The organism is Rhodobacter sp. CZR27 (assembly GCF_002407205.1).
In the GTDB taxonomy this organism is placed as follows: domain Bacteria; phylum Pseudomonadota; class Alphaproteobacteria; order Rhodobacterales; family Rhodobacteraceae; genus Cereibacter_A.
The window spans coordinates 2,849,044-2,873,913 of sequence record NZ_CP023548.1 but is presented as its reverse complement, the minus strand read 5'-3'; the positions used below and the strand labels follow the sequence as shown (position 1 = coordinate 2,873,913).

The following is a 24,870-nucleotide window of genomic DNA, read 5'->3' as shown; positions in this document are numbered from 1 at the left end:
CCTTCTCAGTCGGTCTCGGGGCGACGCTTCGGCCGCCGCGTCTTTTCGGTGGGCGCGAACGAGGGCTCGCCCGTCGCGGCAGCCGCCGCGACATCGGCCTCAGGCGCGGGGGCCGGGATCGGCTTGCCATCCTCGGCCAGCCGGGTGAACTCGATCCGCCGGTTCGCCTCGCGGCCCGCCTCGTCCCGGTTGTCGGCGATGGGACGCTCCTCGCCGTAGCCCACCGCCTTCATCCGGCTGACATCGACGCGCCGGCCCTGCAGCGCCATCAGCACCGCCTCGGCGCGGGCCTGGCTGATCGCCTTGTTGCCCCCGGCGCTGCCCTGGCTGTCAGTGTGGCCCGAGATCTCGATGGGCAGTCCCTTGCAGAGCTTGAGCACCTCGGCCAGCCCGTCGAGCGTGCCGCGTGCGCTCTGGTCGATCTCGGTCGAGCCGGGCTCGAAGGTGATCTTCTGGCCGGCAAGGACGCGCTGGATGCGGGTCATGCATTCCTCCGGCGTCGGCAGGGCGGCGTCGGGGTCGAACTTCTCGTCGTAGCGCACGGAGACCCGGAAGCTGCGGCCCTGGCCCAGCTTGTCCGACAGCACCTGCGAGATCCGGGCGCTGGCCTGCTTCGACCCGGTGACGCCGGTGACCTCGACCGTGTCGGCCCGCACCAGCAGCTGGCCGGATTGCAGCTGCGCGAGGGACTCGAGCCCGGCCAGCACGCGGCCGGGCCAGCCTTCGGGCAGTTCGGCATCAAGACGCGTCGCCATGCGCACCTTGGCTGCACCGAACTGGGCGCGGGCGAAGCTGTCCACTGCCTTGCGCGTCAGTTCGTCCGTCACGCGGCCGCTCAGCTCCACCCGGCCTTCCGGCGACAGCGTGGCGGTGAACTCGGCCGGTCCCTCGGCCACCGCCTCGGGCTTCGGCGGCAGCGTCGCGTCGAGCGAGAAGACCGGCGGCAGCGCCGCCTCAAGCTCGCCCACCGCGCGGTCGAAGGCGGCGCGAGGGGTGCCGGGCGTGCCTTCCAGCGTCACGTCCGCGTCCGAGAAGGTGACGGCGCCCGAACCCAGCGCGGCCACCGCCCCCACCGCCGCCTCGGCCGCCTCGGCCCAGCGGGGCGAGGGCACGCCGAGGCCGATGGCGCAGGGCGTCTCGCCCTTCACGCCCGCGGCGGCGCCCGCGGCAAGGATCCGGTCGCGCGCCCGCGGCGTGTCGGCCGAGCAGGCATCGAAGCGGGCGCCTTCCGCGTCGATCACGAAGCGCAGGGTGAACGGGGTCAGCACCGGCCGCGGGGCCGAGATGTTCATCACCAGCTCCAGCCCCTCGGGCGCCAGCCGCAGGATCTGCCCCTGCAGCTTGCGCTTGGCCTCCTCGCTTTCCGAGATCGCGGTGATGGACACCCGGTCGGCGGCCACGGAAATCTTCGAGCGCGGCAACAGGCGAAGCGCCGCCAGCCCGAAATCGAGCGCCTCTGCCCAGCCTTCGGGGGCGGGGAAATCGGCCGTCTCGAGCATGTCGGCCACATCCATCCCCTCGGCCATGCCACGGGCGGCGGCGGCGAGGTCTTCCGTCGCGCTGCCATCCGGCAGCAGCCCGATCAGCGAGACGCCATCGTCGTTGCGCAACATCTCGACCGAGAAGCGGGGCGCCTCGATCTCGCGCACCGGCGTGACCTCCAGCGCGTCGCGCACCCGTGCCGCATCGACCACGCTGCCGGCCGCATTGACCGCGCGGAACCGCGCGGCCTCGTTCGGGGCGGTACCGGTCAGCCAGACCTGCAGGCCGTCGGCCCGGACCTCGACGAAGTCGAGTCCCGCCTTCAGCAGTTGCGAGCGCACCGCCTGCGCGGACCGGCTCTCGATCGTCGTCGCGGCCCATGTTGCGCCCACCACCGCAAGGGCGGCGGCTCCGGCGAAGCAGAACGGGGCGAGGATCCTGGGGGAGATGCGCATGGCGAAGATTCTCCGGGCGGAGGGCAGATGCACCCGTCCTTAGGGCCTCAACCCCCCGCGGGCAATCAGAGGAGTGCAGCCGTGGCGAGAAACAGCGCAGGGATCAGTCCCGCATCGCGGTTGGAGCGGAACAGTCGCAGGCAGCGCACGGTATCCTCGGTATCAAGCTGCGCCAGCTGCCAGGTCATGTGCGCGCCGAAGCCCCAGACGCCGGCCAGCGCGATCAGAAGCTGCAGGATCGATCCCTGCGGCAGCACCGCCAGCAGCACGGCAAGCGTCATCAAGAGCGTCGCGATCACCATGAAGACCATCAGCCACTTCCCGGTGTTCCGCCCGAACAGCCGCGCGGTGGACCGCACGCCGATCAGCGCATCGTCCTCCTTGTCCTGATGGGCGTAGATCGTGTCGTAGAACAGCGTCCAGGCGATCCCCGCGCCATAAAGCGCGACCGGCGCCCAGGAGAGGCTGCCGGTATGCGCGGCCCAGGCGAGCAGCGCCCCCCAATTGAAGGCAAGGCCGAGGAAAGCCTGCGGCCACCAGGTGAAGCGCTTTGCGAAGGGATAGACGCAGACCAGCGCCAGCGAGGCGATGCCGAGAAGGATGGCGGTCAGGTTGAAGCTGAACAGGATCAGCGAGGCGAGAAGCGCCTGCACCACCATCCAGACCGCTGCGCCCTTCGCGGTGACCTGCCCCGACGGGATCGGGCGCGAGCGCGTCCGCGCCACCGCCGCGTCGAAGTCGCGGTCGGTGATGTCGTTCCAGGTGCATCCCGCGCCGCGCATCAGGAAGGCGCCGATGGAACAGCCAAGCACGATCCAGAGATCGAGCGGCCGGTAGCCCTCGGGGTCGGCCAGCGCCGCCAACGCCACGGCCCAGAAGCAGGGGATCAGCAGCAGCCATGTCCCGATCGGCCGGTCGGCGCGCGACAGTCGCAGGTACGGCCGCGTGAAGGCCGGCGCAAGCGTGTCCACCCAGTTGCCGGGCGGGGCATCGGCGACGGTGCCCGCGGCGGGAGCCTCTGGCGCTTGGCTCGGCTGCTGCATAAGGTGCCCCCATGTCGGATGCGAAGATCAGGCTTTATGTAGATCAGCCCCTTGGACAGGGGCAACCCGTTCCTCTGACGCAGGATCAGGCGCATTACCTGTTCGGGGTGATGCGGCTCGGGCCGGGCGCGGGCGTGCTGGTGTTCAACGGCCGCGGTGGCGAATGGCGCGCGGATGTGGCCGAGGTCGGCAAGCGCGGCGGCACCCTCGTCTGCGCGGCGCAGACCGCGCCGCTGCGGCTGCCGCCCGACCTGTGGCTCATGTTCGCGCCGATCAAGAAGGCCCGCACCGACTTCATCGTAGAGAAGGCGGCCGAGATGGGCGCCGCGCGCATCCTGCCGGTGCAGACCCGCTTCACCAATTCCGAGCGCATCCGGCAGGATCGGCTGCAGGCCCACGCCGTCGAGGCCGCCGAGCAATGCGGCGGAACCTTCGTGCCCGAGGTGGCCGACCTCGTGCCGCTCGACCGGCTGCTCGACCGCTGGCCCGCGGACCGCCGCATCATGTGGTGCGACGAGACCCTGCTCGGCGCCCGGGCCGGGCTGCTGGAGGGCGCGGGGCAGGGCCCGGCACGCGGCTTCGAGGAGGAGCCGAAGCGGCCCTCGCCCGGTCCCTGGGCCATCCTGATCGGGCCGGAGGGCGGCTTTTCGGAGGCCGAGCAGGAGCGGCTGCGCCGGATGCCACAGGTCGTGCCGGTCAGCCTCGGCCCGCGCATCCTGCGCGCCGACACGGCGGCGGTCGCGGCGCTGGCGCTGTGGCAGTCGGTGCTCGGGGACTGGGTGTGAGCTTTCTGCGGCCCGCTGCGGTCGCGGCGCTGAGGCGCTGGCGCGAGCCGGCGGCCGCGGCGCTGGCGGTGGCGGCCGGGCTCTGGCTGGCCTCGCTCGGTGGCTGGCTGATGGTGCCCGTGGGTGGGGTCGTGACGCTGGCGGCCGCCGGTTGGGCACTGACCGCGCTGCGCCGGATGCGCTTCGTCCGCGCGGGCGAGGCCCCCGGCGTCGTGGAGGTGGACGAGGGGCAGGTCGGCTATCTCGGGCCGACCTTCGGCGGCTTCGTCGCGCTCGACGACATGCAGGAGCTGCGCCTCGTCGCGCTGAACGGCCAGCGGCTCTGGCGGCTCCGGCAGGTGGACGGGCAGGTCCTGATGATCCCGACCGGCGCGCGCGGGGCCGAGCGGCTGTTCGACGCCTTCGCGACCCTCCCCGGACTGGACATGAAGGCGCTGGTTGCGGCGCTCGATGCCCCTGCTCCGGCCGGGGTGGGCGTCATCAGCCTTTCGTCGGAAGCTGCCACCATCGGCCCGGTGATCTGGCGGCGGCCGGCCCGCGCGGTCTTGACTTGACTGCGACGACGCGACACGTCTTGCCTCCCGAACCTCTACCCGCAACCGATCGGAGCCAGTGATGTCCATTCCCCAGTCCGGCGGCGGTCCGATCGAGAGTTTCGAGCAGCTTGCGGCCTACATGGAGGCCGGCTGCAAACCCGCATCCGACTGGCGCATCGGCACCGAGCACGAGAAGTTCGGCTATGTCGCGGCCACGCTGGAGCCGTTGCCCTACGAGGGGGCCTGCTCGGTCCGCGCGATTCTCGAAGGGCTGCGCGACGGCTACGGCTGGACGCCGGTGCTGGAGAAGGACGCGATCATCGGCCTGACGCGGGACGGGGCCAATGTCTCGCTGGAACCCGGCGGGCAGCTGGAACTGTCGGGCGCCCCGGTCGAGACCGTGCATGACACCAAGGCCGAACTGGAAAGCCATCTGCGCGAGGTCGCCGAGGTGGCGGACGGGATGGGCGCAAAGTTCCTCGGCGTCGGTGCCGCTCCGGTCTGGACGCACGAGCAGATGCCGGTGATGCCGAAGGGCCGCTATCGCCTGATGACCGATTACATGGGGCAGGTCGGCACGCACGGCACGCAGATGATGTATCGCACCTGCACCGTGCAGGTGAATCTCGATTACGCGTCGGAAGCCGACATGGTGCAGAAGCTGCGCGTGGCGCTGGCGCTGCAGCCGGTGGCCACCGCGCTTTTCGCCTCGTCGCCGTTCTTCGAGGGGCGCGTGAATGGCCACAAGAGCTGGCGCTCGCGCATCTGGCGCAGCCTCGACGCGGCGCGGACGGGGATGCTGCCCTTCGTCTTCGAGGACGGCATGGGCTTCCAGCGCTATGTGGACTGGGTGCTCGATGTGCCGATGTATTTCGTCTATCGCGATGGCAGCTACATCAACGCGCTGGGCCAGTCGTTCCGCGACTTCCTGAAGGGCGAGCTTCCGGCCCTGCCGGGCGAGAAGCCCACGCTGTCGGACTGGGCCGACCACATGACCACGGTCTTCCCGGAAGCCCGGGTCAAGAAATACATCGAGATGCGCGGGGCGGATGCCGGGCCGCTGCCCCATCTGGTGGCGCTGCCGGCGCTGTGGGTCGGGCTGACCTATGACGGCACGGCGCTGGACGCCGCTTGGGATCTGGCCAAGGGCTGGAGCGCCGAGACGCGCGAGGCGCTGCGCGTGGCGGCCTCGGTCGACGGGCTGCAGGCCGAGGTGGACGGGCTGCGGATGGCCGATCTCGCGCGCGAGGTGGTGGCCATCGCGCAAGCCGGGCTGCGTGCCCGCGGGCGGGCGGGCGCCGGCATGTCGGACGAGGCGGGGCATCTGGACGTGCTCGCCGAAAGCGGGGCCTCGGGCCGGGGCATCGCCGACGATCTGCTCGACCGCTTCCACGGGCCGTGGGAAGGCGACCTGCGCCGGATCTACCCCGAGATGAGCTACTGACCTGCGACATCGCGTCAGGCGGTGGCGCCTGACCGCCGTGTCACCATGCCTCCGATAACGAGGGAGCCTGTTGCATGCGTGATTTCCTGATTTCGACCTATGACAAGCTGGTGATGACGCTCGTCATCCTGATCGCGGTGGGCGCCGTCATCGGCGCGATCGGCATGATGAGCGAGGCCGGTGTCTTCGCCGGGCTGCTGTTCCTGCTGTCTGGCCTGCTTTCGGCGGTGATCTTCGGCGGGTCGATGTTCCTGCTGATCGGGATCTACGAGAACAGCAAGCGCATCGCGGCGCTTCTTGAAGCCCGCCGCTGAGGTCAGGAGGCCTTCTTGCCGGCGCCGATCCTTGGCTCGGTGCCGGCCATGAGGCGGCTGATGTTGGCCGAGTGGCGGTAGAAGATCATTGCCGTCAGGAGCAGCCCGAGCAGCGCCATCTGCCCCTGCCCGAGCAGGAACATCCACAGGACCGAACTCGCCGCCGCGACCAGCGCCGAAAGCGACGAGATCCGGCTGACGGCGGCGGTGGCAAGCCATGTCAGGCAGCAGGCGATGCCCACCGGCCACGCGAGCGCGAGAAGCGTCCCAAGGAAGGTTGCCACGCCCTTGCCGCCCCGGAAGCCCAGCCAGACCGGGAACAGGTGCCCGAGGAACGAGGTCAGCGCCGCCAGCTGCGCCGCATCCTCTCCCACCGCGAAGCGCGCGATCAGCACGGCGATGGCGCCCTTGCCTGAATCAAGGAGCAGTGTCGCCAGTGCCGCGGGCTTGTTCCCGGTGCGCAGCACGTTCGTCGCGCCGATGTTGCCCGAGCCGATCTGGCGCAGGTCGCCGAGGCCGAAGGCCCGGGTGATGACGATGCCGAAGGGGATGGAGCCCAGCAGGTAGCCCAGCACCCCCGTCAGGATCAGCGCCAGAGGGCCGCTTTCGATCACCGGCATCTTACTCTCCCACCGCATAAACCTGTTCGCCGCCAACGAAGGTGGCCAGAACCCGGCCCTCCATCCGCTGCCCGTCGAAGGGCGTGTTCTTCGATTTCGACCGCAGCGTGAAGCGGTCGAGCACGAAGGGCGCCTCGGCGTCGAAGAGCACGAGGTCCGCCGGTGCGCCCTCGGCCAGCCGGCCCTGCGGCAGCCCGAGCCGCTTTGCCGGGTTGAGCGACATGGCGCGGAACAGCTGCGGCAGGGTCAGCAGCCCCGCATGGTAGAGGCGCAGCGCGGCGGGCAGGAAGGTTTCCAGCGCGACGGCGCCCCAGGCGGCTTCCTCGAAGGGCAGGCGCTTCGATTCCTCGTCCTGCGGCGTGTGCATCGACGAGATGATGTCGATCAGCCCAGACCCCACCGCCTCGACCATCGCGAGCCGGTCGTCCTCGGACCGGAGCGGCGGTTTCAGCTTGAAGAAGGTGCGGTAGTCGCCCACGTCGAATTCGTTGAGCGTCAGGTGATGGATGCCCACCCCCGCCGTCACGTCGAGGCCTGCGGCCTTCGCCCGCTCCAGCGCAGGCAGGCTGCCCGCGGTGGTGATCTGGTCGGCGTGGTAGCGGACGCCCGACATCTCGACCAGTGCGAGGTCGCGGTCGAGGCCCATGCGCTCGGCCATCGGATTGACGCCCGGAAGGCCGCGGAGGCTGGCAAACTTGCCGTTGGTCGCAACGGCACCGGCCGAAAGTCCCGGCTCCTGCGGGTGGCCGATGATCAGCGCGCCGAGGCTGCGGGCGTAGGTCATGCAGCGCGCGGCGACCTTGGTGTTCTCGATCACGTGGTCGCAGTCGGTGAAGGCGACCGCGCCGGTGTCGAGCAGGAAGCCCACCTCGACCATCTCGCGCCCCTCGCGGCCCTTGGTCAGGGCCGCCATGTGGCGGATGCGGACGGGACTTGCCCCGGCGGCGCGGCGGGTGACGAACTCGAGCGTCTCGGGCGTGTCGATGGCGGGGAGGGTGTCGGGCCGGGTGACCATGGTCGTGACGCCACCCGCCGCGGCGGCAAGGCCCGCCGAGCGGAAGCTTTCCTTGTGGCGCTCGCCCGGCTCGCCCACCTTCACGCCGATGTCCACGATGCCGGGGGCAAGCCATTTGCCCTGACAGTCGATCACGCGGGCGTCCGCCGGAACCTCCAGCGCGCCGAGTGCTGCGATCAGGCCGCCCTCGATCAGCAGGTCGCCCTCGGTCTCGGTGCCGGCCTCGGGGTCGATCAGGCGGGCGTTCTGGAGAAGGATCGTCATACCATCACCCCCACGGCGGCGCGGCCACGTTCGGCACGCAGGTTCCGCGCCAGAAGGTCCATGCAGGCCATGCGCACCGCGACGCCCATCTCGACCTGGTGCTGGATGACCGAGCGGTTGATGTCGTCGGCCAGCGTGCCGTCGATCTCCACGCCGCGGTTCATCGGGCCGGGGTGCATCACGATGGCGTCGTCCTTCGCATAGGCCAGCTTCTCGGCGTCGAGGCCGTAGCGGTGGTAATATTCGCGTTCCGAAGGGATGAAGGCGCCGTCCATCCGTTCCTTCTGAAGGCGCAGCATCATCACCACGTCGGCGCCCTCGAGGCCCTGCTTCATGTCGTCGTAAAGCTCGCAGCCGAATTCGGCGACGCCCGGCGGCATCAGCGTCGGCGGGCCGATCAGGCGCACGCGGTTCTCCATCTTGCCGAGCAGGATCAGGTTGGAGCGCGCGACGCGGCTGTGGGCGATGTCGCCGCAGATCGCGACGGTGAGGCGCTGGATGCGGCCCTTGGCGCGGCGGATGGTGAGGGCATCGAGCAGCGCCTGCGTGGGATGCTCGTGCCGCCCGTCGCCCGCGTTCAGGACGGCGCAGTTCACCTTCGAGGCCAGCAGGTTGACCGCGCCCGAGGACGGATGCCGCACCACCAGAAGGTCGGGCTGCATCGCGTTCAGCGTCATCGCGGTGTCGATCAGCGTCTCGCCCTTCTTCACCGAGGACTGCGCGACCGACATGTTCATCACATCCGCCCCGAGCCGCTTGCCGGCCAGCTCGAAGCTCGACTGCGTGCGGGTCGAGGCCTCGAAGAACATGTTGATCTGGGTCATCCCCGCCAGCGCGTCCGACTGCTTCATCGTGCGGCGGTTCAGGTCCACATAGCTGTCGGCGAGGTCGAGGACGGAGCGGATCTCGTCGGGCGCCAGGTGCTCGATGCCGAGAAGGTGGCGGGCGCGGAAGGTCATGGGCGTCTCCGTCGAGGGATTGCGGCCTTATAGGAAGCGCCTCGGCGCGGGACAAGGCGGTTGTCCGGCCCGGGACCGCGGCCTACGGTCTCCCTCTGAGTCGGGGAAAGCGATGGACGGGTTGCACGGGGACGCGGCGGACTGGGATCTGGCGCTGGCGCTGCTGGAATGGCAGGTGGACCTTGGCGTCACCGAGGCCATCCTGGACGCGCCGGTCGATCGCTATGCTCTGGCGGAGGCCGCGGTCCGGCCGGCCGTCGGCGCGGCGGAACAGACCGCCGTCCCGGTCGCGCGCGCAGCCGATCCGGTGGACGAGGCGCGGCGTGCGGCGGAAGCGGCCGGAAGCCTCGAGGCGCTGCGCGAGGCGGTGGCAGCCTATGAGCATTGCGACCTGAAGCGCGGGGCGCGCAACACGGTGTTCTGCGACGGGAACCCTCTTGCGCGGCTGATGCTGATCGGCGAGGCGCCGGGCCGCGAGGAGGATGCCGCGGGCCGGCCCTTCGTGGGGCGGGCCGGGCAACTGCTCGACCGGATGCTGGCGGCCATCGGCATCTCGCGCACCAGCCCCGATCCGGAGGCCGCGATCTACATCACCAACGTCATGCCGTGGCGGCCGCCGCAGAACCGCGACCCGTCGGCGGCGGAAGTGGCGATGATGAAGCCGTTCCTTGCGCGGCATGTCGAGCTGGTGGCGCCGGAGGTGATCGTGCTGATGGGCAACACCGCCTGCGCGGCCGTGCTGGGGCGGACCGGGATCACCCGGCTGCGCGGCCGCTGGGCCGAGGCCTATGGCCGTCCGGTGCTGCCGATGTGTCATCCGGCCTATCTGCTGCGCCAGCCCGAGGCCAAGCGCGAGAGTTGGGCGGATCTTCTGGACCTGAAGGCGCGGCTGGGCCGGTAGGCGTCGGCCGGGGGAAGGACCTGGTGCCCGCAGCGCGAGGGGCGCGGCATCGGGGGCATCGAGCCCCCGCTGCCGCGGCCGCAGTCGCGGCGGTGGCGCCTCAGGGCGCCGGGCAGCCCCGGATTTCCACCGCGCGGCGGTCGCCCAGCACCGTGACCGTCAGGGCCGCGCGGTCGAGCGCGAAGGGCGCGCCCCCCGGCCCCACCATGTCGGACACCGCGGTCAGGCGCGCCCCGCTGCGCGAGGCCACTGCCTCGGAGGCCCAGATCGACGGCGAGCCGGATTCGACGACCACCACCTCGTCGCTGCCGGTTGCGGGCAGGTCAAGCTCGGCCGTCAGCCGCAGGCCGTCGGAGATCGGCTCCACCCGGCAGGAGATCCGTCCGAGGCCGGCCTCGCGACCGGATTCCGGCCGCGAGTCCAACGCCGCCGCGATCGCCGCGTCGCGTGTTCCCTCTGCCGGCAGGTCCGCCGCGAATTCCAGCGCCGCCGGCACGCAGATGTCGCGGCAGACGCCCAGATCGACGCGTGCCTGCAGGCGGATGGGGCGCGCGGGATCGAGCGGCTCGATCTCGAACGGCAGCACCACCACGCCGCGGTAGCCGATGGTCCGCATCCCGTTCAGCGTGAAGACATGCGGCGCCGGCCAGTGCAGCCGGACCGAGCCGAGGTTCTCGGACCCGCTCCAGTCGAACTCGGGCGGGATGCCCACCTCTCCGGGGCTGCGCCAGTAGGTCTTCCACTCGGGCGCGAGCTGGAGGCGCAGCGCGGCGAAGTGGCGGCCGCCGTCGCGCCAGCCGGGCAGGACATCGGCGCGGACGATGTCGTCCTGCGTGGTGGCCGCGGCGGGCAGCGCAGCGACGGCGAGGGATGAGGCGAGGAGAAGGCGGGTCAGCATGGCCGCACCTTGAGGCGAGGCGCGGACGATGGGAAGTCACATTCCGGCGACGGGCCGCCGGCCTCGCGCAACTGTGGCCGCGCGACCCTCTTGAGCCGAAGCCCGGCGCGCTCCATACTCGGGGAAAGGGACACGCGTCATGGATCTGTCGGGAAGCCTTCTCATCGCCATGCCGGGCATGGCCGATCCGCGGTTCGAGCGCAGCCTCGTGCTGATCTGCGCGCATTCGCCCGAGGGCGCCATGGGTCTCGTGATCAACAAGCCGGTGAACGACCTGAGCTTTTCCGGCATGCTCGAACAGCTCAACATCCCGAAGGCGCCGAACGGTCGCGACATCCGCGTGCATGTCGGCGGGCCGATGGAGCGCGGGCGGGGATTCGTGCTGCACTCGCCCGATTACATGAGCGTCGGCGCCACGATGCTGGTCTCGGGCAAGTTCGGCATGACGGCGACGGTGGACATCCTCGAGGCGCTGGCGCGCGGGCAGGGGCCGACCTCCGCGCTGATGGCGCTGGGCTACTCGGGGTGGGGCCCGGGCCAGCTCGAGGCCGAGGTGCAGCGCAACGACTGGCTGACCGCCGAGGCGCCGGCGGAACTGGTGTTCTCGGACGACGACCCCGGCAAGTGGAGCGGCATGCTGCGCCACATGGGGATCGACCCGCTGAGCCTGTCCTCCGCCGCCGGGCGGGCGTGAGGCGCGGGTTCACTCCCCCGCGGGCAGCCACACCGTCTTCGTCTCGATCGCGGCGCGCAGGTGGTCGCGGCAATCCTCGGACATCCAGTCGCGCGCGAGGCCGTGGCTGACCCAGGTCCGCTTGAGGTTCGATGCCGCTTCCCGCTCCACGGTGCCGGAGAGATCCTCGCCCGAGAAGCACCAGACCGCATCCAGGTCCATGTGACCGGCCAGCGGAGCGGCAAGCTCGGCGTGCCGCCCGGTGACCACGTTCACCACACCGGCCGGCAGGTCCGAGGTCTCCAGCACCTGACAGAAGTCGGTGGCGGCGAGCGGAAAGGGCTCGGACGGCACCACGACGCAGGTGTTGCCCATCGCGATGGCGGGCGCGACCAGCCCGACCAGCCCCAGCAGCGGCGCCTCGTCCGGGCAGAGGATGCCGATCACGCCGACGGGTTCGTTCAGCTTGAGCACGATCCCGTCGAGCGGCACCGGCTTCACGGCGCCCTCGACCTTGTCCGCCCACGCGGCGCAGGTGAAGAGGCGGCGGATGGCTGCCTCGACCTCGGCCTCGCCCGGTTCTCCGGTCAGGTCGCGGAGCCGGCGCGCGAACTCTTCGGCGCGGGCCGAGAGGTTCTCGGCGATGTAGTAGAGCACCTGCGCGCGGTTATGGGCGCTGGTTGCGGGCCAGCCCTTGGCCGTGCGGGCGGCCTCGACCGCGTTGCGGATGTCCTTGCGGTTGCCCAGCGGCGCGTGGCCGATGAGTTGCCCCTTGGCCGTCCAGACCGCACGGCTGCCGCCTCCGTCGGGACGGGCCTGCTTGCCGCCGATGAAGAGCTTGGCCGTGCGGTCGATGCCGGTGGTCTCGGGCCGCTTCGGTTCGGGCATGGGCGCGAGGCGGCGGGCCGGCTTCGGGCGGGTTACGGGCTTCAGCCAGTCGAGGAAGCCCTCGCGGCCGCCCTCGCGTCCGAAACCGCTCTCGCGGACGCCGCCGAAACCCGCGGCGGCGTCGAAGAGGTTGGTGGCGTTGATCCAGACCACGCCCGCCTTCAGCTTCGGCGCGATCCCCAGCGCGAGGTTCACGTTCTCGGTCCAGATGGTCGCGGCAAGGCCGAATCGGGTGTTGTTCGCAAGCTCCACCGCCTCGGCCGGGGTGCGGAAGGTGGTCGAGACGAGGACCGGGCCGAAGATCTCCTCCTGCATCAGGGGCGAGGCGGGTGCGAGGCCGGTGATCAGGGTGGGCCCGCAGTAGCAGCCCTCGGGCGGCTCGGCTGCGCGGAAGACCTCGCCTTCGGCCGCATCCACCATGCGGGTGATCCGGTCAAGTTGCCCGCGATCCACGATGGCGCCGACATCGGTGCACTTGTCGAGCGGATCGCCGACGCGCAGCCGCTCCATCCGGCGCTTCAGCTTGGCGTGGAAGCGATCGGCCACGTCCTCCTGCACCAGAAGGCGCGAACCGGCGCAGCAGACCTGCCCCTGGTTGAAGAAGATCCCGTCGACCAGCCCCTCGACCGCCGAGTCGAGGTCGGCATCGTTGAAGACGATGAACGGAGACTTGCCGCCCAGTTCCAGCGTCAGCCCCTTGCCGCTGCCGGCTGTGGCCTCCCGGATCTGGCGGCCCACCTCGGTCGAGCCGGTGAAGGCCACCTTGGCGACGCCCGGATGCGCGACGAGAAGGGCGCCGGTCGCGCCGTCCCCGGTCACCACGTTCAGCACGCCCGGCGGCAGGCCGGCTTCGCGCGAGAGTTCGGCGAAGAGGAGGGCGGTCAGCGGCGTCTGCTCGGCCGGCTTCAGCACCACCGCATTGCCTGCGGCCAGCGCGGGCGCGACCTTCCACGCCAGCATCAGCAGCGGGAAGTTCCACGGGATCACGGCGGCACCGACGCCTGCCGGCTCCATCCCCGGATATTCGGCCTCGCAAAGCTGCGCGAGGCCCGCGTGATAGAGGAAGTGCCGCGCCACCAGCGGCACGTCGATGTCCCGGCTCTCGCGGATCGGCTTGCCGTTGTCCAGCGTCTCGAGCACCGACAGAAGCCGCGCACGCTTCTGCACCAGCCGCGCCAGCGCATAGAGGACACGGGCGCGCTCGTGGCCTGACCGCTTCGCCCAGTCGGCCTGCGCCTTGCGCGCGGAGCGGACTGCCGCATCGACATCCGCCTCGGAGCCTTGGCTGACGCGGGCGAGCAAGGCGCCGGTCGCGGGGTTCTCCGTCGCGAAGATCTGGCCGGGCTTCGTGAAGGCGCCGTCGATCCAGTGGCCGAAGGTGGCGCCGTGGCGCTCGATCCAGGCCAGCGCCTCGGCTGGGCTTTCGGGAGAGGGGCCGTAGCTCATACTCTCGAAGATGTCGCGGACGGACATGGCATCACCCCATCGGATGGCGGTTGGCGGCGCTGTAGCAGCCGGTCACGTGGTGTTCGAGCTGCCGCTCGATGTCGCCCAGCAGCGACGAGGCGCCGAAGCGGAAGAGGTCGGGCTGAAGCCAGGGATGGCCCAGCTCCTCCTTCATCATGGTGAGGTAGACCAGCGCGTCCTTCGCCTTGGAGATCCCCCCGGCAGGCTTGTAGCCGATGCGGAAGCCGGTGCGTTCCTCGTAGTCGCGGATGGCGCGGATCATGGTGAGCGAGACGGGAAGCGTGGCGTTCACCGCCTCCTTTCCGGTCGAGGTCTTGATGAAGTCGGCGCCGCCCATCATGCAGACGAGGCTCGCGCGCGCGACGTTCCTGAGGGTTCCCAATTCGCCCGTGGCGAGGATCGCCTTCATGTGGGCGGGGCCGGCGGCCTGCCGCATCTCGCGGATCTCGTCGTAGAGGGCCGCCCAGTCGCCGGTCAGCACATGGCGGCGCGAGATCACGATGTCGATCTCGGAGGCGCCGGCCGCCACGCTCTCGCCGATCTCGGCGATGCGCAGGCGGTAGGGCGAGAGCCCGGCCGGAAAGCCGGTCGAGACGGCGGCGACCGGGATGCCGGAGCCCTCCAGCGCCCGCACGGCCGTTTCCACCATCTCGTGATAGACGCAGATCGCGCCGGTGGTCAGCCCCTCCATCCCCAGCGCGTGCAGGATGTCCGGCCGCACCGGCTGCCGCGCCTTGGCGCAGAGGCGGCGGACCCGGCCGGGCGTGTCGTCGCCGGCGAGCGTCGTCAGGTCGATCAGGCTGATCGCCTTGCAGAGCCAGGCCGCCTGATGCTCCTTCTTCAGGCTGCGCCGCGCCGGAAGGCTTGCCGCGCGCCGGGTGATCGCCGGCGTGTTGGCCTGCACCGCGGCCACCCAGTCGAGATCGAGCGCCATGCCGGGATTGCGCGGATGGGCCAGTTGCGGCAACTGCGCCACCGCGCCCGGTGTCAGGTTCGTCTGCAAGGGGTCCTCCCTCCCGGTTGGGCCGCAGGGTGGCACGGAGGCCGCCCGCGGCGCAAGGGAGGCGGGACCTGACGCGCCGTCAGAAGTGGTGGGCGTTCAGGACCAGATGCACCGCGATCGAGGCGAGGTATCCGAGCGCGATGGCCCATGTCCATTTCAGGTGGGCGAAGAAGGTGTAGGCGCCCTTCGCCTGACCCATCAGCGCGACGCCAGCGGCCGAGCCGATCGACAGCATCGAGCCGCCCACCCCGCAGGTCAGCGTGATGAGCAGCCACTGGCCATGCGACATCTGCGGGTCCATCGTCAGCACCGCGAACATCAGCGGGATGTTGTCGACGATGGCCGAGAGCGCGCCGATGATGACATTGGCCGAGGTCGGCCCGAGGTCGGTGTAAAGGAGTTGCGAGGCCAGCGTCAGGTAGCCCAGCACGCCAAGGCCGCCCACGGCGAAGATGATGCCGAAGAAGAACAGCAGCGTGTCCCATTCGACGCGCTGGATCTGGTGGAAGCTTTCCAGCACCATGTCGTCGTCGCCGCGGCGCGTGCCCTTCTGCTTCAGCAGGTAGGACCAGATCTGCAGGTAGCCGAGGCCCAGCATCATCCCGAGCGCCGGCGGCAGGTGCAGGAAGTTCTTGAAGCTGACGGCGGTGGCGATGGTCAGGCCGAAGAGGATCGCCACCCCCAGCGCGCCGGGTTTCGCGCGCACCCGTTCCTCGTGGGGGACCGGCGTGCCGTGGGGGACGGCAAAGTAGAGGATCGCCGCCGGAACCAGCCAGTTGACCAGCGACGGGAAGAAGATCGAGAAGAACTCGAAGAACTCGAGCTTGCCCTTCTGCCAGACCATCAGCGTGGTGATGTCGCCGAAGGGCGTGAAGGCGCCGCCCGCATTGGCCGCGACCACGATCGAGATGCAGCCCAGCGTGACGAAGCGCGGCGAGTGCGAGCCGAGCGCCATCACCACCGTGCCCATCACCAGCGCCGTCGTCAGGTTGTCGAGGATGCCCGACAGCAGGAAGGCGATGCCCCCCGTCAGCAGGAACAGGCCGCGGTAGCTGAGCCCGAGGCCCACGAGCTTCGCGCGCAGCACCTCGAAGCCGCGCCTCTCCTCGAGGGTGTTGACGTAGGTGATCGCCACCAGCAGGAACAGGAAAAGCTCGCCGTATTCCTCGATGATGTGGGCCGAAAGCTCGTAGGTCTCCTCGCTCCGCCCGGCGAGGGCATAGGCGATGCCGATCAGCATCCAGATCAGTCCGGCCGCCAGCATGACGGGCTTGGACTTCCGCATGTGGGTGGTTTCCTCGAGCACGACGAGGACATAGGCGGCGGCAAAGATGACAAGGGAGAGGATCCCGGCCCAGTGCGAGGTGAGATCGAGCATGGTGAGGGCCTTTCGCGACAGGAACGCGCCGCTCCAGAACCATGCGGCGGCGCGCCGGTCAAGCGCAGCTGTGGCCGGCCGCGACATCGGGGCCGGGGCGGGGATGTTCGGGACCGGGTCCCTTATGCGGGAATGGAAGGTCGCCCGGTCCTGGGCCGTGCCGGTGAAGCTCAGCCGTGGCCGGGGCGGGGGGCTAGATGTCCGGATCCGCGTCCTTGATCCGGGCATCGAAGGTCGCCCAGTCCTGTGCCGTGCCGGTGGGGGGCAGCGCCTTGCGCGGGATCGACCGGTGCATGTGGATGCGGGCGAGGAACAGAGCGGTGATCGGCGCGGTGATGAACAGGAAGGCCGCGACCAGAAGCTCCTGCCACGTCAACGCCGCGCGGTAGTGGTAGAGGTCGATCACCGAGGCGACCAGTGCCGCCCCCACGCCGATCGTGGTGGCCTTGGTCGGGGCATGCAGGCGCTGCATCGCATCGCGCAGCCGCACGAGGCCGAAGCTGCCGATCAGGCCGAAGGTGCCGGCCACGACCAGCAGAAGCGCGACGAGGATCTCGAAGGCGGTTTCCATGGCGCTCACTCGATGATGTTGCCGCGCAGGACGAACTTGGCCAGCGCCACGGTCGACACGAAGCCGGTCATCGCGAACAGCAGCGCCGCCTCGAAGGTCAGCGGCCCGCCCTCTCGGATGCCGTAGAGCACGATCAGCGCGATCATGTTGATCACCATCGTGTCGAGCGCGAGGATGCGGTCGGCCACGGTCGGGCCGCGCATCAGCCGCCAGAGGTTGCACAGGAGCGCCACGCCGAAACAGCCGAGCGCATAGGTCAGCGCGATCGCGATCATTCGAAGATCCTCCTCAGGCGGGCCTCGTAGCGGGTCTTGATCTCGTCGCGCACCGCATCGGGGTCCGGCGCGTGCAGGCAATGGACAAGAAGCACCCGGCCGCAGGACGACAGGTCCGCCACCAGCGTCCCGGGCGTGAGCGTGATCGTGCCCGAGAGCATGGCGACCGCCTCGGGCGTGGTCAGCTCGATCGGCACCGTGATCCAGGCGGAGCGTATCGACTCGCTGCGGTAGAACAGCACGATCTTGGCGACCGCGATATTGGCCTTCAGGATGTCCCAGATCACCAGCAGCACATAGGCCACCAGCCGCGCCGGGCTGCGCAGCCTCGTCCGGCCCGGCCAGTAGGGCGCCACGTAGAGCGGGATTGCGACGCCAAGGATCGTTGCGAAGACGAGGCTTCCCAGCGCCACCTTGTTCACCAGGAGCATCCAGGTGACGATAAGCGTCAGCGAGAGCCAGGGATGGGGAAGCAGGCGCCGGATCATGGCTGACGCTCCGGCAGCGCATTGGCCTCGATATAGGGCGTGCGCGCGTGCAACTCGTCCGCGATCGAGGCGAACTGCCCGCTCAGCGGCCCCGCCGCCAGCGTCAGCGCGACAAGCCCCGCCAGCAGCCCCCCGACCGCGACGAAGCCCAGGGACTCCGGCCGGTGCGGCTCGCTCTCGGACAGCGTTTCGTGCGACTTCCAGAACAGCAGGCTGCCGGCGCGGGCGAAGCCCACGATCATCACCAGCGAGGTGCCAAGGATCGTGGCCCAGACGACCGCCATTCCCCGACCCCGCATCGCGTCAAGGATCTGCAGCTTGCCAAGGAAGCCCGACAGCGGCGGCATCCCGGCCATGGCGATGCACCCGGCGAAGAACAGCGCGGCGATCAGCCCCTCCTGCGCGATGGGCGGGCGCGGGCGGGACAGGGCGTCGTCATGCCTCCGGTCGGTCACGAGGTCCGCGACGAGGAACAGCACCGCCGTCGCAAGCGTCGAGTGGACGAGGTAGAACAGCGCGGCCGCCGTCGTCTCGGGCCGGAAGCCGGAGATCGCGGTGAACAGCGTGCCCATCGAGGCGATGGCGCCGAAGGCCGCGAGCCGCCCGAGGCTTGCCGCCCCCAGCACGCCTACCGCGCCGAGCGCCAGCGTCACCAGCGCCGCCGGCAGCAGCAGATCCGCGAAAAGGCCCGCCGTCGCTGCGGTCCCCGACGGGAAGATCAGGCTGAAGACCCGGATCACCGCATAGGCGCCGACCTTGGTCATCACGGCGAACAGCGCGGCGACCGGCCCCGGCGCCAAGGCATAGGTGCCCGGCAGCCAGAACTGGAACGGCACCAGCGCGCCCTTGATCGCGAAGACCATCAGCAGAAGCACCCCGGCCACCCGGACCAGCGCCGCATCGCCCTCGGGGAGGGCTGCGACCTTCACCGCCAGATCGGCCATGTTCAGCGTGCCGGTCACCGAATAGATCGTGGCCAGCGCGAACAGGAAGAGGGTCGAGCCGAGAAGGTTGTAGGCCACGTATTGCACGCCCGAGCGCAGCCTGACCCTTCCGCCGCCGTGGATCATCAGGCCATAGCTCGCGATCAGCAGCACCTCGAAGAACACGAACAGATTGAAGGCGTCGCCGGTGAGGAACGCGCCGCAGATCCCCATCAGCTGGAACTGGAACAGCGCGTGGAAATGCTGCCCCCGCGTGTCCCAGTCGGTGCCGATGACGTAAAGCTGCACCATCAGCGCAAGGAAGGCGGTCAGCGCCACCATCAGCGCGGCCAGCCGGTCGAGCACCAGCACGATCCCGAACGGCGCGGGCCAGTTGCCGAGGAAATAGGCCTCGGGCGGGGCGGAACCGGCGGTGACGAGCAGGACGGCGGCCACCCCGCAGAGCGCCCCGGTGCCGGCAAGCGAGAACACCCGTTGCAGCACGAGATCGTGCCGCATGAACAGCACGATGAGCGGCGCGAGGATCGCCGGCAGGACGACGGGGGCGATGATCCAGTGGTTCATGCCGCGCCCCCGTGGCCGGGCGCAGGGTCGGCTTGAAGGATCGCAAGCACGGTCATGCCTCGCCCTCGTCGTCGGTGTCGATCCGGTCGGATCCGCTTTCGAGGAAGGCGCCGAGCGCGAGCATCACGATCACGGCCGTCATGCCGAACGAGATCACGATGGCCGTCAGCACCAGCGCCTGCGTCAGCGGATCGGTATAGCCCTGCGCCGCCTTGGACAGCACTGGCGGCAGGCCGACCGCGAGCCGCCCGCTCGCGAAGATGAAGACGTTGACGGCATAGCTGAGCAGCGCGAGCCCGACGATGACCGGGAAGGTCCTGAGCCGGAGGATCAGGTAGATGCCGGCGGCCGTCAGGATGCCCACGGCGGAAGCGACGAGGACCTCCATCAGCGCTCTCCGAAGCCGTCGCGGGGCAGGTCGATGTCATAGGGCGCCGAGGCGACCTCTTCCCCGGCCCGCACCGCGATGCGCGAGATCGAGGCCAGCGCCAGCATCACCGCGCCCAGCACCGCAAGGAACACCCCCGTGTCGAAGATCATGGCCGTGGCCAGTTCGAACTCCTCCAGCGGCGGCAGGTGGACATAGCCGTAGGCCGAGGTAAGGAACGGCCGCCCGGCGAACCAGGACCCCACGCCTGCCCCCGCCGCGACAAGCACTCCGCAGGCGATCAGCGCATGGTATTCGACGCGCTTGCGCGCCGCTGACCAGCCGAAGCCCGAGGCCATGTATTGCATCAGCGCGGCGATGGCGACCACGAGGCCGGCGATGAAGCCGCCCCCCGGCAGGTTGTGGCCGCGCAGGAAGATGAAGATCCCGACCATCAGCGCCACCGGCAGCATCATGCGCGTGGCCACCACCAGCAGCAGCGGGTGACGGTCGCCGCCCTTCCGGTGGCCCTTCGCCCAGGCGAGCAGGCGGTCGTTCGCCGGACCGGCGCGCAGGATGGTCTCGGTGATCGCGAAGATCACCAGCGCCGCGATGCCAAGCACCGTGATCTCGCCGAAGGTGTCATAGCCGCGGAAATCGACCAGGATCACGTTGACCACGTTTGTCCCGCCGCCGCCCGTCTTGGCATTGGCAAGGTGGTATCCCGCGATGCTGGAAAAGGCCGCGTCGCGCGTCATCAGGGCGTAGATCAGCCCACCTGCACCCAGGCCGCCCGCGACCGAGATCGCCACATCGCGGAGGCGGCGGCCCCTGCGGCTTTCCGCCGGGCTGTGGCCGGGCAGGAAGTTCAGGGCGAGCAGCAGCAGCATCACCGTGGCGACCTCGACCAGGATCTGCGTCAGGGCGAGGTCGGGGGCCGAGAGATAGGCAAAGCCCATCGAGACGACGAGGCCGACCACGCCCACGAGGATCAGGGCGAGCAGCCGGTCGTGATGGCGCAGCACCAGCGCCACCGTCGCCACGACCAGCAGAACCCAGCCCACCGCCGGCACCACATCCACCGGCGTCAGGGCGCGGAGGCCGGGCAGATGGCTGCCGGACAGGAAGGCGGCGCCTCCGCCCGCCACGATCGCGGTGACGGCAATGGCGAAATAGCGGGTCAGCGCGCCGTCGTGCAGCCGGGCGCTGGCCACCGCCGCCACCGAGGCGAGCGGCTCGATCAGGCCGTCGAAGATCCGCTTCGCCTCGGGCCGCGGCGTGGCGAGCCAGGCGCGCATCAGCGGCCCGTGCAGCCCGAGCAGCACGAGACCGCCGCCCACCGCCGCCACCGACATCCAGAGCGCGGGCGTCAGCCCGTGCCAGTGCGCGATATGGGCGTGCACGGCCTCGCCCGTGGTGGCGCCGGCGGCCGCATCGACCAGCCAGCCCGCCGCGGCCATCGGAGCGAGGCCGATCGCCAGCACGAGCAGCACCAGAACGGCAGGCGCCGCCCACATGCCGAAGCCCGGGTCGTGCGGGCGGTGGGGATAGTCGTCGCGCACCGGCCCGAGGAAGGCGTGGGCGAGGAAGCGGAAGGAATAGGCCACCGAGAACAGCGCCCCCAGCGTCGCGAAGACCGGCATCAGCCACGCCTCGCCGGCCCACAAGGTGTGCGAGGCTTCCTCGAGCATCATTTCCTTCGACAGGAAGCCGTTCAGCGGCGGGATGCCGGCCATCGACAGGGTGGCCACGGTCGCGATGGCGAATGTCACCGGCATCAGTTTCCGAAGCCCGCCGAGCCGCTTCAGGTCTCGGGTGTGCGCCTCGTGATCGACGATGCCGGCCACCATGAACAGCGCCGCCTTGAAGGTCGCGTGGTTGATGATGTGGAAGATCGCCGCCGTCGCGGCCGCGGTCGTGCCGAAGCCCAGCAGCATGGTGACAAGGCCCAGATGCGACACGGTGGAAAAGGCCAGCAGCGCCTTCAGGTCGTCCTTGAACAGCGCGATCTTCGCCGCCATCACCATGGTCACGAGGCCGGTCGTGGCGACGAGGTAGAACCATTCGGGCGTGCCGGCCAGCGCGGGCCACATCCGCGCCATCAGGAACAGCCCCGCCTTCACCATCGTGGCCGAATGCAGATAGGCCGACACCGGCGTCGGTGCGGCCATCGCGTGCGGCAGCCAGAAATGGAACGGGAACTGCGCCGACTTGGTGAAGCAGCCGATCAGGATCAGCACGAGCGCGGGCAGATACCACTCGGACGCCTGGATCGCATCGCGCGACTGAAGGATCACCGTCAGGTCGTAGCTGCCGGCGATTCCGCCCAGGATCAGCATGCCCGCGATCATCGAGAGCCCGCCCATGCCGGTGACGGTCAGCGCCATCCGCGCGCCCTGCCGGCCCGCGGGCAAGTGCTTCCAGTAGCCGATGAGCAGGAAGGACGAGAGCGACGTCAGTTCCCAGAACACCAGCAGGAGCAGGATGTTGTCCGAAAGCACGATCCCCAGCATCGCGCCCTGGAACAGCAGCAGATAGCTGTAGAACTGCCCCATCGGGTCGCGCGGGCTGAGGTAGAAGCACGCGTAGAGGATGATGAGAAGCCCGATCCCCAGGATCAGCCCGGCAAAGAGAAGCCCCAGCCCGTCAAGGAAGAAGTTGGCATTCAGCCCCAGCGCCGGCATCCAGTCGATGCGCGTCGTGACCACCTCTCCCGACAGGACGGCGGGTGCATGAAGGGCCAGCATCAGCAGGGCGAGGGCGGTGACCGCACCGGCCGACAGGGCGCTGGCATCGCGGCCCGACCGGATCATGAGGGCAGGCAGAGCGGCGCCAAGGAAGGGAAGGGCTGCAATCAGGGCCAGGGACATGCCGCCGGCCTCTCCCTTCCAGCTGCGGTGCGACGCTGGTTCATGAAAATCTTTCACGTTCGGACGGGTTTGGGCCAAGTTGGTGCTCTGGCCTTCACAAGTCAACCCGAACGGGGCCGGATTGCATCAGCTTTCGACCGTCGCGCCCCAGGCTTCGACCAGATAGCGCTGCGAGAGCGGGATGGCGGCCGCCCCCAGCGCCCGCGCCTGGGCGCCGACGGTGCCGGCGCGGATCAGCGGCGGCTCGATGCCCGACAGGTCCAGCCTGTGCAGCGCGGCGGTCGTGCGCCGGACGATCTCGGCGCGGATTCCGGTGGGCATCCAGCCGTCGATCATCACCGTGTCCATCTCGACCAGCGCCGAGGCGCTCAGCGTGGCCGAGGCCAGCCCCGCCGCCGCATCGTCCAGCCAGTCGGACAGCACGCGCTCGCTGACGTCCCAGTGGTCCGGGTTCACCCACAGGGTCGAGGGATCCTCGCCGGCGCGTTCCATGGCCTGAGCGAGGACCGACATCGAGGCCACGTTCAGCAGCCGCCGCATCTGCCCGTCGCGCCCGGGCACGGGCATCGGCCCGACCCCTGCCGCGTTGCCGGTGCGCCCGGTGAAGAGATGGCCGTTCAGCACCAGCCCGCCCCCGATGAAATAGGCGAAGTAGAAATACAGGAAGTCCTTCGGCCGCTCGCCGGTGCCGAAGACCAGCTCGGCCCCGCAGGCCGCCGTCGCGTCGTTCTGGACATGGACCGGCATCCCGGCCAGTGTCGACAGTTCGGACTGGATGTCGCGGTTGCGCCATGCATCCATCTCGGCTTGCGGCGCGCCGACATACTGCACCCAGTTCCAGAGCTGGAACGGCATCGCGATTCCCATGCCGCCGACGCGCTGGCGCCGGTCGGGCGGCAGCTCGCGCAGCACCGCCGGCAGGGCCTCGGCGGTGAAGGCCACCACCGCATCGGGGGTCGGATAGGCATAGATCCGGCGCCGCGAGGCAACCGGCTGGCCAAGGAAGTCGATCAGCGTCAGTTCCAGCGAGCGGCGGCCGATCTTCAGCCCGAGGAAATAGGCGCCGTCCGGCGCCAGCGACATCGGCACCGAGGGCTGGCCGATCCGGCCGCGGATCGGCTCTCCGCGCCGCAGCAGACCATCGGCCTCGAGCGCTCGCATGATCACCGAGACGGTCTGCGCGGAAAGCCCGGTCATCCGCGCGATGTCGGACTTCGCCAACGCCCCCTCGCGCCGCACGAGGGACAGCACGAGGCGTTCGTTGTGGGCGCGCATGCCGCTCTGGTTCGAGCCGCGCAGACGCGGCTTGGACGTCACGGGATGATCCACCGTCTCCTGTCCCTGTCTCACCTTGCTCTCCTCGCCCGCTGGAAGGGCTTCGTGGGCCATTGGGCTCCTCCCGTGCTGTCCTGTCAATATTAAATAAGAGTGAATTATTTATTGACGGACGCCCGGGAATCGGCTTCCATGAAGGCGTCGCGGCGGGAGGAACGCTTGCGCATTGCGAAACGGCGGGCGGAACGGCCCGGGTTCTGGGAGGAGACATCGTGACCCAATTCAAGACCACCCTTCTCGGGGGTGCGGCGGCGCTTGCCCTGTCCGCGGTTCCGGCGCTGGCGCAGGAGGTCAGCGCCTGCCTGATCACCAAGACCGACACCAACCCCTTCTTCGTGAAGATGAAGGAAGGCGCCACCGCCAAGGCGCAGGAACTGGGCATCACGCTCAAGTCCTATGCCGGGCGGATCGACGGCGACAGTGAAAGCCAGGTGGCCGCGATCGAGACCTGCATCGCCGACGGCGCGAAGGGGATCATGATCACCGCCTCGGACACCAAGGGCATCGTGCCGGCGGTGCAGAAGGCACGGGACGCGGGGCTTCTGGTGATCGCGCTCGACACGCCGCTTGACCCGATCGACGCGGCCGACGGCACCTTCGCCACCGACAACTTCCTGGCGGGTGAGCTGATCGGCAAGTGGGCCAAGGCCAAGATGGGCGCCGAAGCCGAGAACGCGAAGATCGCGCTGCTGAACCTCGACGTGTCGCAGCCCTCGGTGGACGTTCTGCGCTCGCAGGGCTTCCTGCAGGGCTTTGGCGTGGACCTTGGCGACCCGAACCGCTGGGGCGACGAGACCGACCCGCGCGTGGTGGGCCACGAGGTCACGCAGGGCAACGAGGAGGGCGGCCGCCGCGCGATGGAGAGCCTGCTGGCGCAGGACCCGACCATCAACCTCGTCCATACCATCAACGAACCGGCCGCGGCCGGCGCCTACGAGGCGCTGAAGTCGATCGGCCGCGAGGCCGACGTGCTGATCGTCTCGGTCGATGGCGGCTGCCCGGGCGTGCAGAACGTCAAGGATGGCGTGATCGGCGCCACCTCGCAGCAGTATCCGCTGCAGATGGCGGCGCTGGGCGTCGAGGCCATCGCGGCCTTTGCCAAGGATGGCACGAAGCCTGCGCCGACCGAGGGCAAGACCTTCACCGACACGGGCGTGGCGCTGGTCACCGACCAGCCGGTCGAGGGGGTCGAGTCGATCGACAGCACCAAGGGCGCGGAGCTCTGCTGGGGATGAATGGATCGGACCCGGGCACCGGGTCCGGGTCGTGACGGGCGGGGGCGGCTTCGCGGCGCCTCCGTTTCCACAGGGCGCGCTGCGGGGCGCGGTCTA

At 69.8% G+C, this 24,870-nt stretch carries 23 protein-coding genes; 7 read left to right on the top strand and 16 right to left on the bottom strand.

What is annotated here, in order from left to right; translation table 11 throughout:
- Window positions 1-5: 5 nt before the first annotated feature.
- Window positions 6-1,937, bottom strand: coding sequence for an OmpA family protein (locus CK951_RS13995; RefSeq protein ID WP_096787271.1), 1,932 nt, complete (start codon window positions 1,935-1,937; stop codon window positions 6-8).
- A gap of 65 nt (window positions 1,938-2,002) precedes the next feature.
- A complete protein-coding gene (gene ubiA / locus CK951_RS13990; RefSeq protein WP_096786733.1) occupies window positions 2,003-2,980 on the bottom strand; it encodes a 4-hydroxybenzoate octaprenyltransferase in 978 nt (325 codons plus the stop codon).
- Window positions 2,981-2,991: 11 nt separating this feature from the next.
- Here ubiA and CK951_RS13985 point away from each other — a divergent pair, with 11 nt between their 5' ends.
- The 4 genes from CK951_RS13985 to CK951_RS13970 all read left to right on the top strand — a co-directional run bounded on the left by CK951_RS13985 (window position 2,992) and on the right by CK951_RS13970 (window position 6,059).
- A complete protein-coding gene (locus CK951_RS13985; protein WP_096786732.1) occupies window positions 2,992-3,765 on the top strand; it encodes a 16S rRNA (uracil(1498)-N(3))-methyltransferase in 774 nt (257 codons plus the stop codon).
- Window positions 3,762-4,319, top strand: coding sequence for a hypothetical protein (locus CK951_RS13980; RefSeq protein WP_096786731.1), 558 nt, complete (start codon window positions 3,762-3,764; stop codon window positions 4,317-4,319). The genes CK951_RS13985 and CK951_RS13980 overlap by 4 nt, the downstream gene beginning before the upstream one ends.
- Window positions 4,320-4,380: 61 nt before the next feature.
- Entirely contained in the window at window positions 4,381-5,745 is a 1,365-nt protein-coding gene (locus tag CK951_RS13975) for a glutamate--cysteine ligase (RefSeq protein WP_096786730.1), read from the top strand.
- Between the two features lie 74 nt (window positions 5,746-5,819).
- Window positions 5,820-6,059 carry a hypothetical protein gene (locus CK951_RS13970; RefSeq protein WP_096786729.1) on the top strand — a complete coding sequence of 80 codons (240 nt, stop codon included), beginning with the start codon at window positions 5,820-5,822 and terminating at the stop codon, window positions 6,057-6,059.
- A 2-nt stretch (window positions 6,060-6,061) separates the two neighbouring features.
- On the opposite strand, the gene plsY is transcribed toward CK951_RS13970, so the two are convergent.
- From plsY to CK951_RS13955, 3 genes are read right to left on the bottom strand one after another with little or no spacing between them, the layout of a single operon-like run.
- On the bottom strand, window positions 6,062-6,679 hold the full coding sequence (gene plsY, locus CK951_RS13965; RefSeq protein WP_096786728.1) for a glycerol-3-phosphate 1-O-acyltransferase PlsY: 618 nt from the start codon (window positions 6,677-6,679) through the stop codon (window positions 6,062-6,064).
- 1 nt (window position 6,680) lies between these two features.
- Window positions 6,681-7,958, bottom strand: coding sequence for a dihydroorotase (gene pyrC, locus CK951_RS13960; protein ID WP_096786727.1), 1,278 nt, complete (start codon window positions 7,956-7,958; stop codon window positions 6,681-6,683).
- Window positions 7,955-8,917 (bottom strand): aspartate carbamoyltransferase catalytic subunit, encoded by a 963-nt coding sequence (locus CK951_RS13955; protein ID WP_096786726.1) that lies wholly within the window; start codon window positions 8,915-8,917, stop codon window positions 7,955-7,957. Before CK951_RS13955 ends, pyrC begins: the two co-directional genes overlap by 4 nt.
- A 112-nt stretch (window positions 8,918-9,029) precedes the next feature.
- On the opposite strand from CK951_RS13955, the gene CK951_RS13950 reads away from it, so the two are divergent.
- Complete coding sequence (locus tag CK951_RS13950; RefSeq protein ID WP_096786725.1) at window positions 9,030-9,818, top strand: uracil-DNA glycosylase family protein; 789 nt, start codon at window positions 9,030-9,032, stop codon at window positions 9,816-9,818.
- 100 nt (window positions 9,819-9,918) lie between these two features.
- Here CK951_RS13950 and CK951_RS13945 read toward each other — a convergent pair whose 3' ends face one another.
- On the bottom strand, window positions 9,919-10,716 hold the full coding sequence (locus tag CK951_RS13945; protein ID WP_096786724.1) for a protein-disulfide reductase DsbD domain-containing protein: 798 nt from the start codon (window positions 10,714-10,716) through the stop codon (window positions 9,919-9,921).
- Window positions 10,717-10,855: 139 nt separating this feature from the next.
- Between CK951_RS13945 and CK951_RS13940 the strand changes: the two genes are divergently transcribed.
- On the top strand, window positions 10,856-11,410 hold the full coding sequence (locus CK951_RS13940; RefSeq protein WP_096786723.1) for a YqgE/AlgH family protein: 555 nt from the start codon (window positions 10,856-10,858) through the stop codon (window positions 11,408-11,410).
- 9 nt (window positions 11,411-11,419) lie between these two features.
- Here the strand turns inward: CK951_RS13940 and CK951_RS13935 are convergent, their stop codons facing one another.
- The 10 genes from CK951_RS13935 to CK951_RS13890 all read right to left on the bottom strand — a co-directional run bounded on the left by CK951_RS13935 (window position 11,420) and on the right by CK951_RS13890 (window position 23,554).
- A complete protein-coding gene (locus CK951_RS13935; protein ID WP_096786722.1) occupies window positions 11,420-13,750 on the bottom strand; it encodes an aldehyde dehydrogenase family protein in 2,331 nt (776 codons plus the stop codon).
- A 4-nt stretch (window positions 13,751-13,754) separates the two neighbouring features.
- A complete protein-coding gene (gene deoC, locus CK951_RS13930; RefSeq protein ID WP_198402357.1) occupies window positions 13,755-14,747 on the bottom strand; it encodes a deoxyribose-phosphate aldolase in 993 nt (330 codons plus the stop codon).
- Window positions 14,748-14,826: 79 nt separating this feature from the next.
- Window positions 14,827-16,125 (bottom strand): sodium:proton antiporter NhaD, encoded by a 1,299-nt coding sequence (gene nhaD / locus CK951_RS13925; RefSeq protein ID WP_096787269.1) that lies wholly within the window; start codon window positions 16,123-16,125, stop codon window positions 14,827-14,829.
- Window positions 16,126-16,318: 193 nt separating this feature from the next.
- On the bottom strand, window positions 16,319-16,696 hold the full coding sequence (locus CK951_RS13920) for a Na+/H+ antiporter subunit G (protein ID WP_096786721.1): 378 nt from the start codon (window positions 16,694-16,696) through the stop codon (window positions 16,319-16,321).
- A gap of 5 nt (window positions 16,697-16,701) precedes the next feature.
- Window positions 16,702-16,971, bottom strand: a complete 270-nt coding sequence (locus CK951_RS13915) for a K+/H+ antiporter subunit F (protein WP_096786720.1) — start codon at window positions 16,969-16,971, stop codon at window positions 16,702-16,704.
- Window positions 16,968-17,459, bottom strand: a complete 492-nt coding sequence (locus CK951_RS13910) for a Na+/H+ antiporter subunit E (RefSeq protein ID WP_096786719.1) — start codon at window positions 17,457-17,459, stop codon at window positions 16,968-16,970. The genes CK951_RS13915 and CK951_RS13910 overlap by 4 nt, the downstream gene beginning before the upstream one ends.
- Window positions 17,456-18,967 (bottom strand): monovalent cation/H+ antiporter subunit D, encoded by a 1,512-nt coding sequence (locus CK951_RS13905; RefSeq protein WP_096786718.1) that lies wholly within the window; start codon window positions 18,965-18,967, stop codon window positions 17,456-17,458. Before CK951_RS13905 ends, CK951_RS13910 begins: the two co-directional genes overlap by 4 nt.
- A 52-nt stretch (window positions 18,968-19,019) precedes the next feature.
- The gene (locus CK951_RS13900) at window positions 19,020-19,355 is read right to left on the bottom strand and encodes a Na+/H+ antiporter subunit C (RefSeq protein ID WP_096786717.1); all 336 of its coding nucleotides are present in this window, start codon (window positions 19,353-19,355) and stop codon (window positions 19,020-19,022) included.
- Window positions 19,355-22,204, bottom strand: coding sequence for a monovalent cation/H+ antiporter subunit A (locus tag CK951_RS13895; protein ID WP_096786716.1), 2,850 nt, complete (start codon window positions 22,202-22,204; stop codon window positions 19,355-19,357). Before CK951_RS13895 ends, CK951_RS13900 begins: the two co-directional genes overlap by 1 nt.
- 126 nt (window positions 22,205-22,330) lie before the next feature.
- On the bottom strand, window positions 22,331-23,554 hold the full coding sequence (locus CK951_RS13890) for an ROK family transcriptional regulator (protein WP_096787268.1): 1,224 nt from the start codon (window positions 23,552-23,554) through the stop codon (window positions 22,331-22,333).
- A gap of 197 nt (window positions 23,555-23,751) precedes the next feature.
- Between CK951_RS13890 and CK951_RS13885 the strand changes: the two genes are divergently transcribed.
- On the top strand, window positions 23,752-24,774 hold the full coding sequence (locus CK951_RS13885) for a sugar ABC transporter substrate-binding protein (RefSeq protein WP_096786715.1): 1,023 nt from the start codon (window positions 23,752-23,754) through the stop codon (window positions 24,772-24,774).
- Window positions 24,775-24,870: the final 96 nt, after the last annotated feature.

Bases quoted from the DNA above. Each gene is read 5' to 3' on its own strand.
- CK951_RS13905 (WP_096786718.1), bottom strand. From the start codon at position 18,967: ATGAACCACTGGATCATCGCCCCCGTCGTCCTGCCGGCGATCCTCGCG.
- CK951_RS13950 (WP_096786725.1), top strand. From the start codon at position 9,030: ATGGACGGGTTGCACGGGGACGCGGCGGACTGGGATCTGGCGCTGGCG.
- CK951_RS13955 (WP_096786726.1), bottom strand. From the start codon at position 8,917: ATGACCTTCCGCGCCCGCCACCTTCTCGGCATCGAGCACCTGGCGCCC.
- CK951_RS13935 (WP_096786722.1), bottom strand. From the start codon at position 13,750: ATGTCCGTCCGCGACATCTTCGAGAGTATGAGCTACGGCCCCTCTCCC.
- CK951_RS13900 (WP_096786717.1), bottom strand. From the start codon at position 19,355: ATGGAGGTCCTCGTCGCTTCCGCCGTGGGCATCCTGACGGCCGCCGGC.
- CK951_RS13985 (WP_096786732.1), top strand. From the start codon at position 2,992: ATGTCGGATGCGAAGATCAGGCTTTATGTAGATCAGCCCCTTGGACAG.
- CK951_RS13895 (WP_096786716.1), bottom strand. From the start codon at position 22,204: ATGTCCCTGGCCCTGATTGCAGCCCTTCCCTTCCTTGGCGCCGCTCTG.
- CK951_RS13945 (WP_096786724.1), bottom strand. From the start codon at position 10,716: ATGCTGACCCGCCTTCTCCTCGCCTCATCCCTCGCCGTCGCTGCGCTG.
- plsY (WP_096786728.1), bottom strand. From the start codon at position 6,679: ATGCCGGTGATCGAAAGCGGCCCTCTGGCGCTGATCCTGACGGGGGTG.
- nhaD (WP_096787269.1), bottom strand. From the start codon at position 16,125: ATGCTCGATCTCACCTCGCACTGGGCCGGGATCCTCTCCCTTGTCATC.
- CK951_RS13995 (WP_096787271.1), bottom strand. From the start codon at position 1,937: ATGCGCATCTCCCCCAGGATCCTCGCCCCGTTCTGCTTCGCCGGAGCC.
- CK951_RS13975 (WP_096786730.1), top strand. From the start codon at position 4,381: ATGTCCATTCCCCAGTCCGGCGGCGGTCCGATCGAGAGTTTCGAGCAG.
- ubiA (WP_096786733.1), bottom strand. From the start codon at position 2,980: ATGCAGCAGCCGAGCCAAGCGCCAGAGGCTCCCGCCGCGGGCACCGTC.
- CK951_RS13920 (WP_096786721.1), bottom strand. From the start codon at position 16,696: ATGGAAACCGCCTTCGAGATCCTCGTCGCGCTTCTGCTGGTCGTGGCC.
- pyrC (WP_096786727.1), bottom strand. From the start codon at position 7,958: ATGACGATCCTTCTCCAGAACGCCCGCCTGATCGACCCCGAGGCCGGC.
- CK951_RS13970 (WP_096786729.1), top strand. From the start codon at position 5,820: ATGCGTGATTTCCTGATTTCGACCTATGACAAGCTGGTGATGACGCTC.
- CK951_RS13940 (WP_096786723.1), top strand. From the start codon at position 10,856: ATGGATCTGTCGGGAAGCCTTCTCATCGCCATGCCGGGCATGGCCGAT.
- CK951_RS13910 (WP_096786719.1), bottom strand. From the start codon at position 17,459: ATGATCCGGCGCCTGCTTCCCCATCCCTGGCTCTCGCTGACGCTTATC.
- CK951_RS13915 (WP_096786720.1), bottom strand. From the start codon at position 16,971: ATGATCGCGATCGCGCTGACCTATGCGCTCGGCTGTTTCGGCGTGGCG.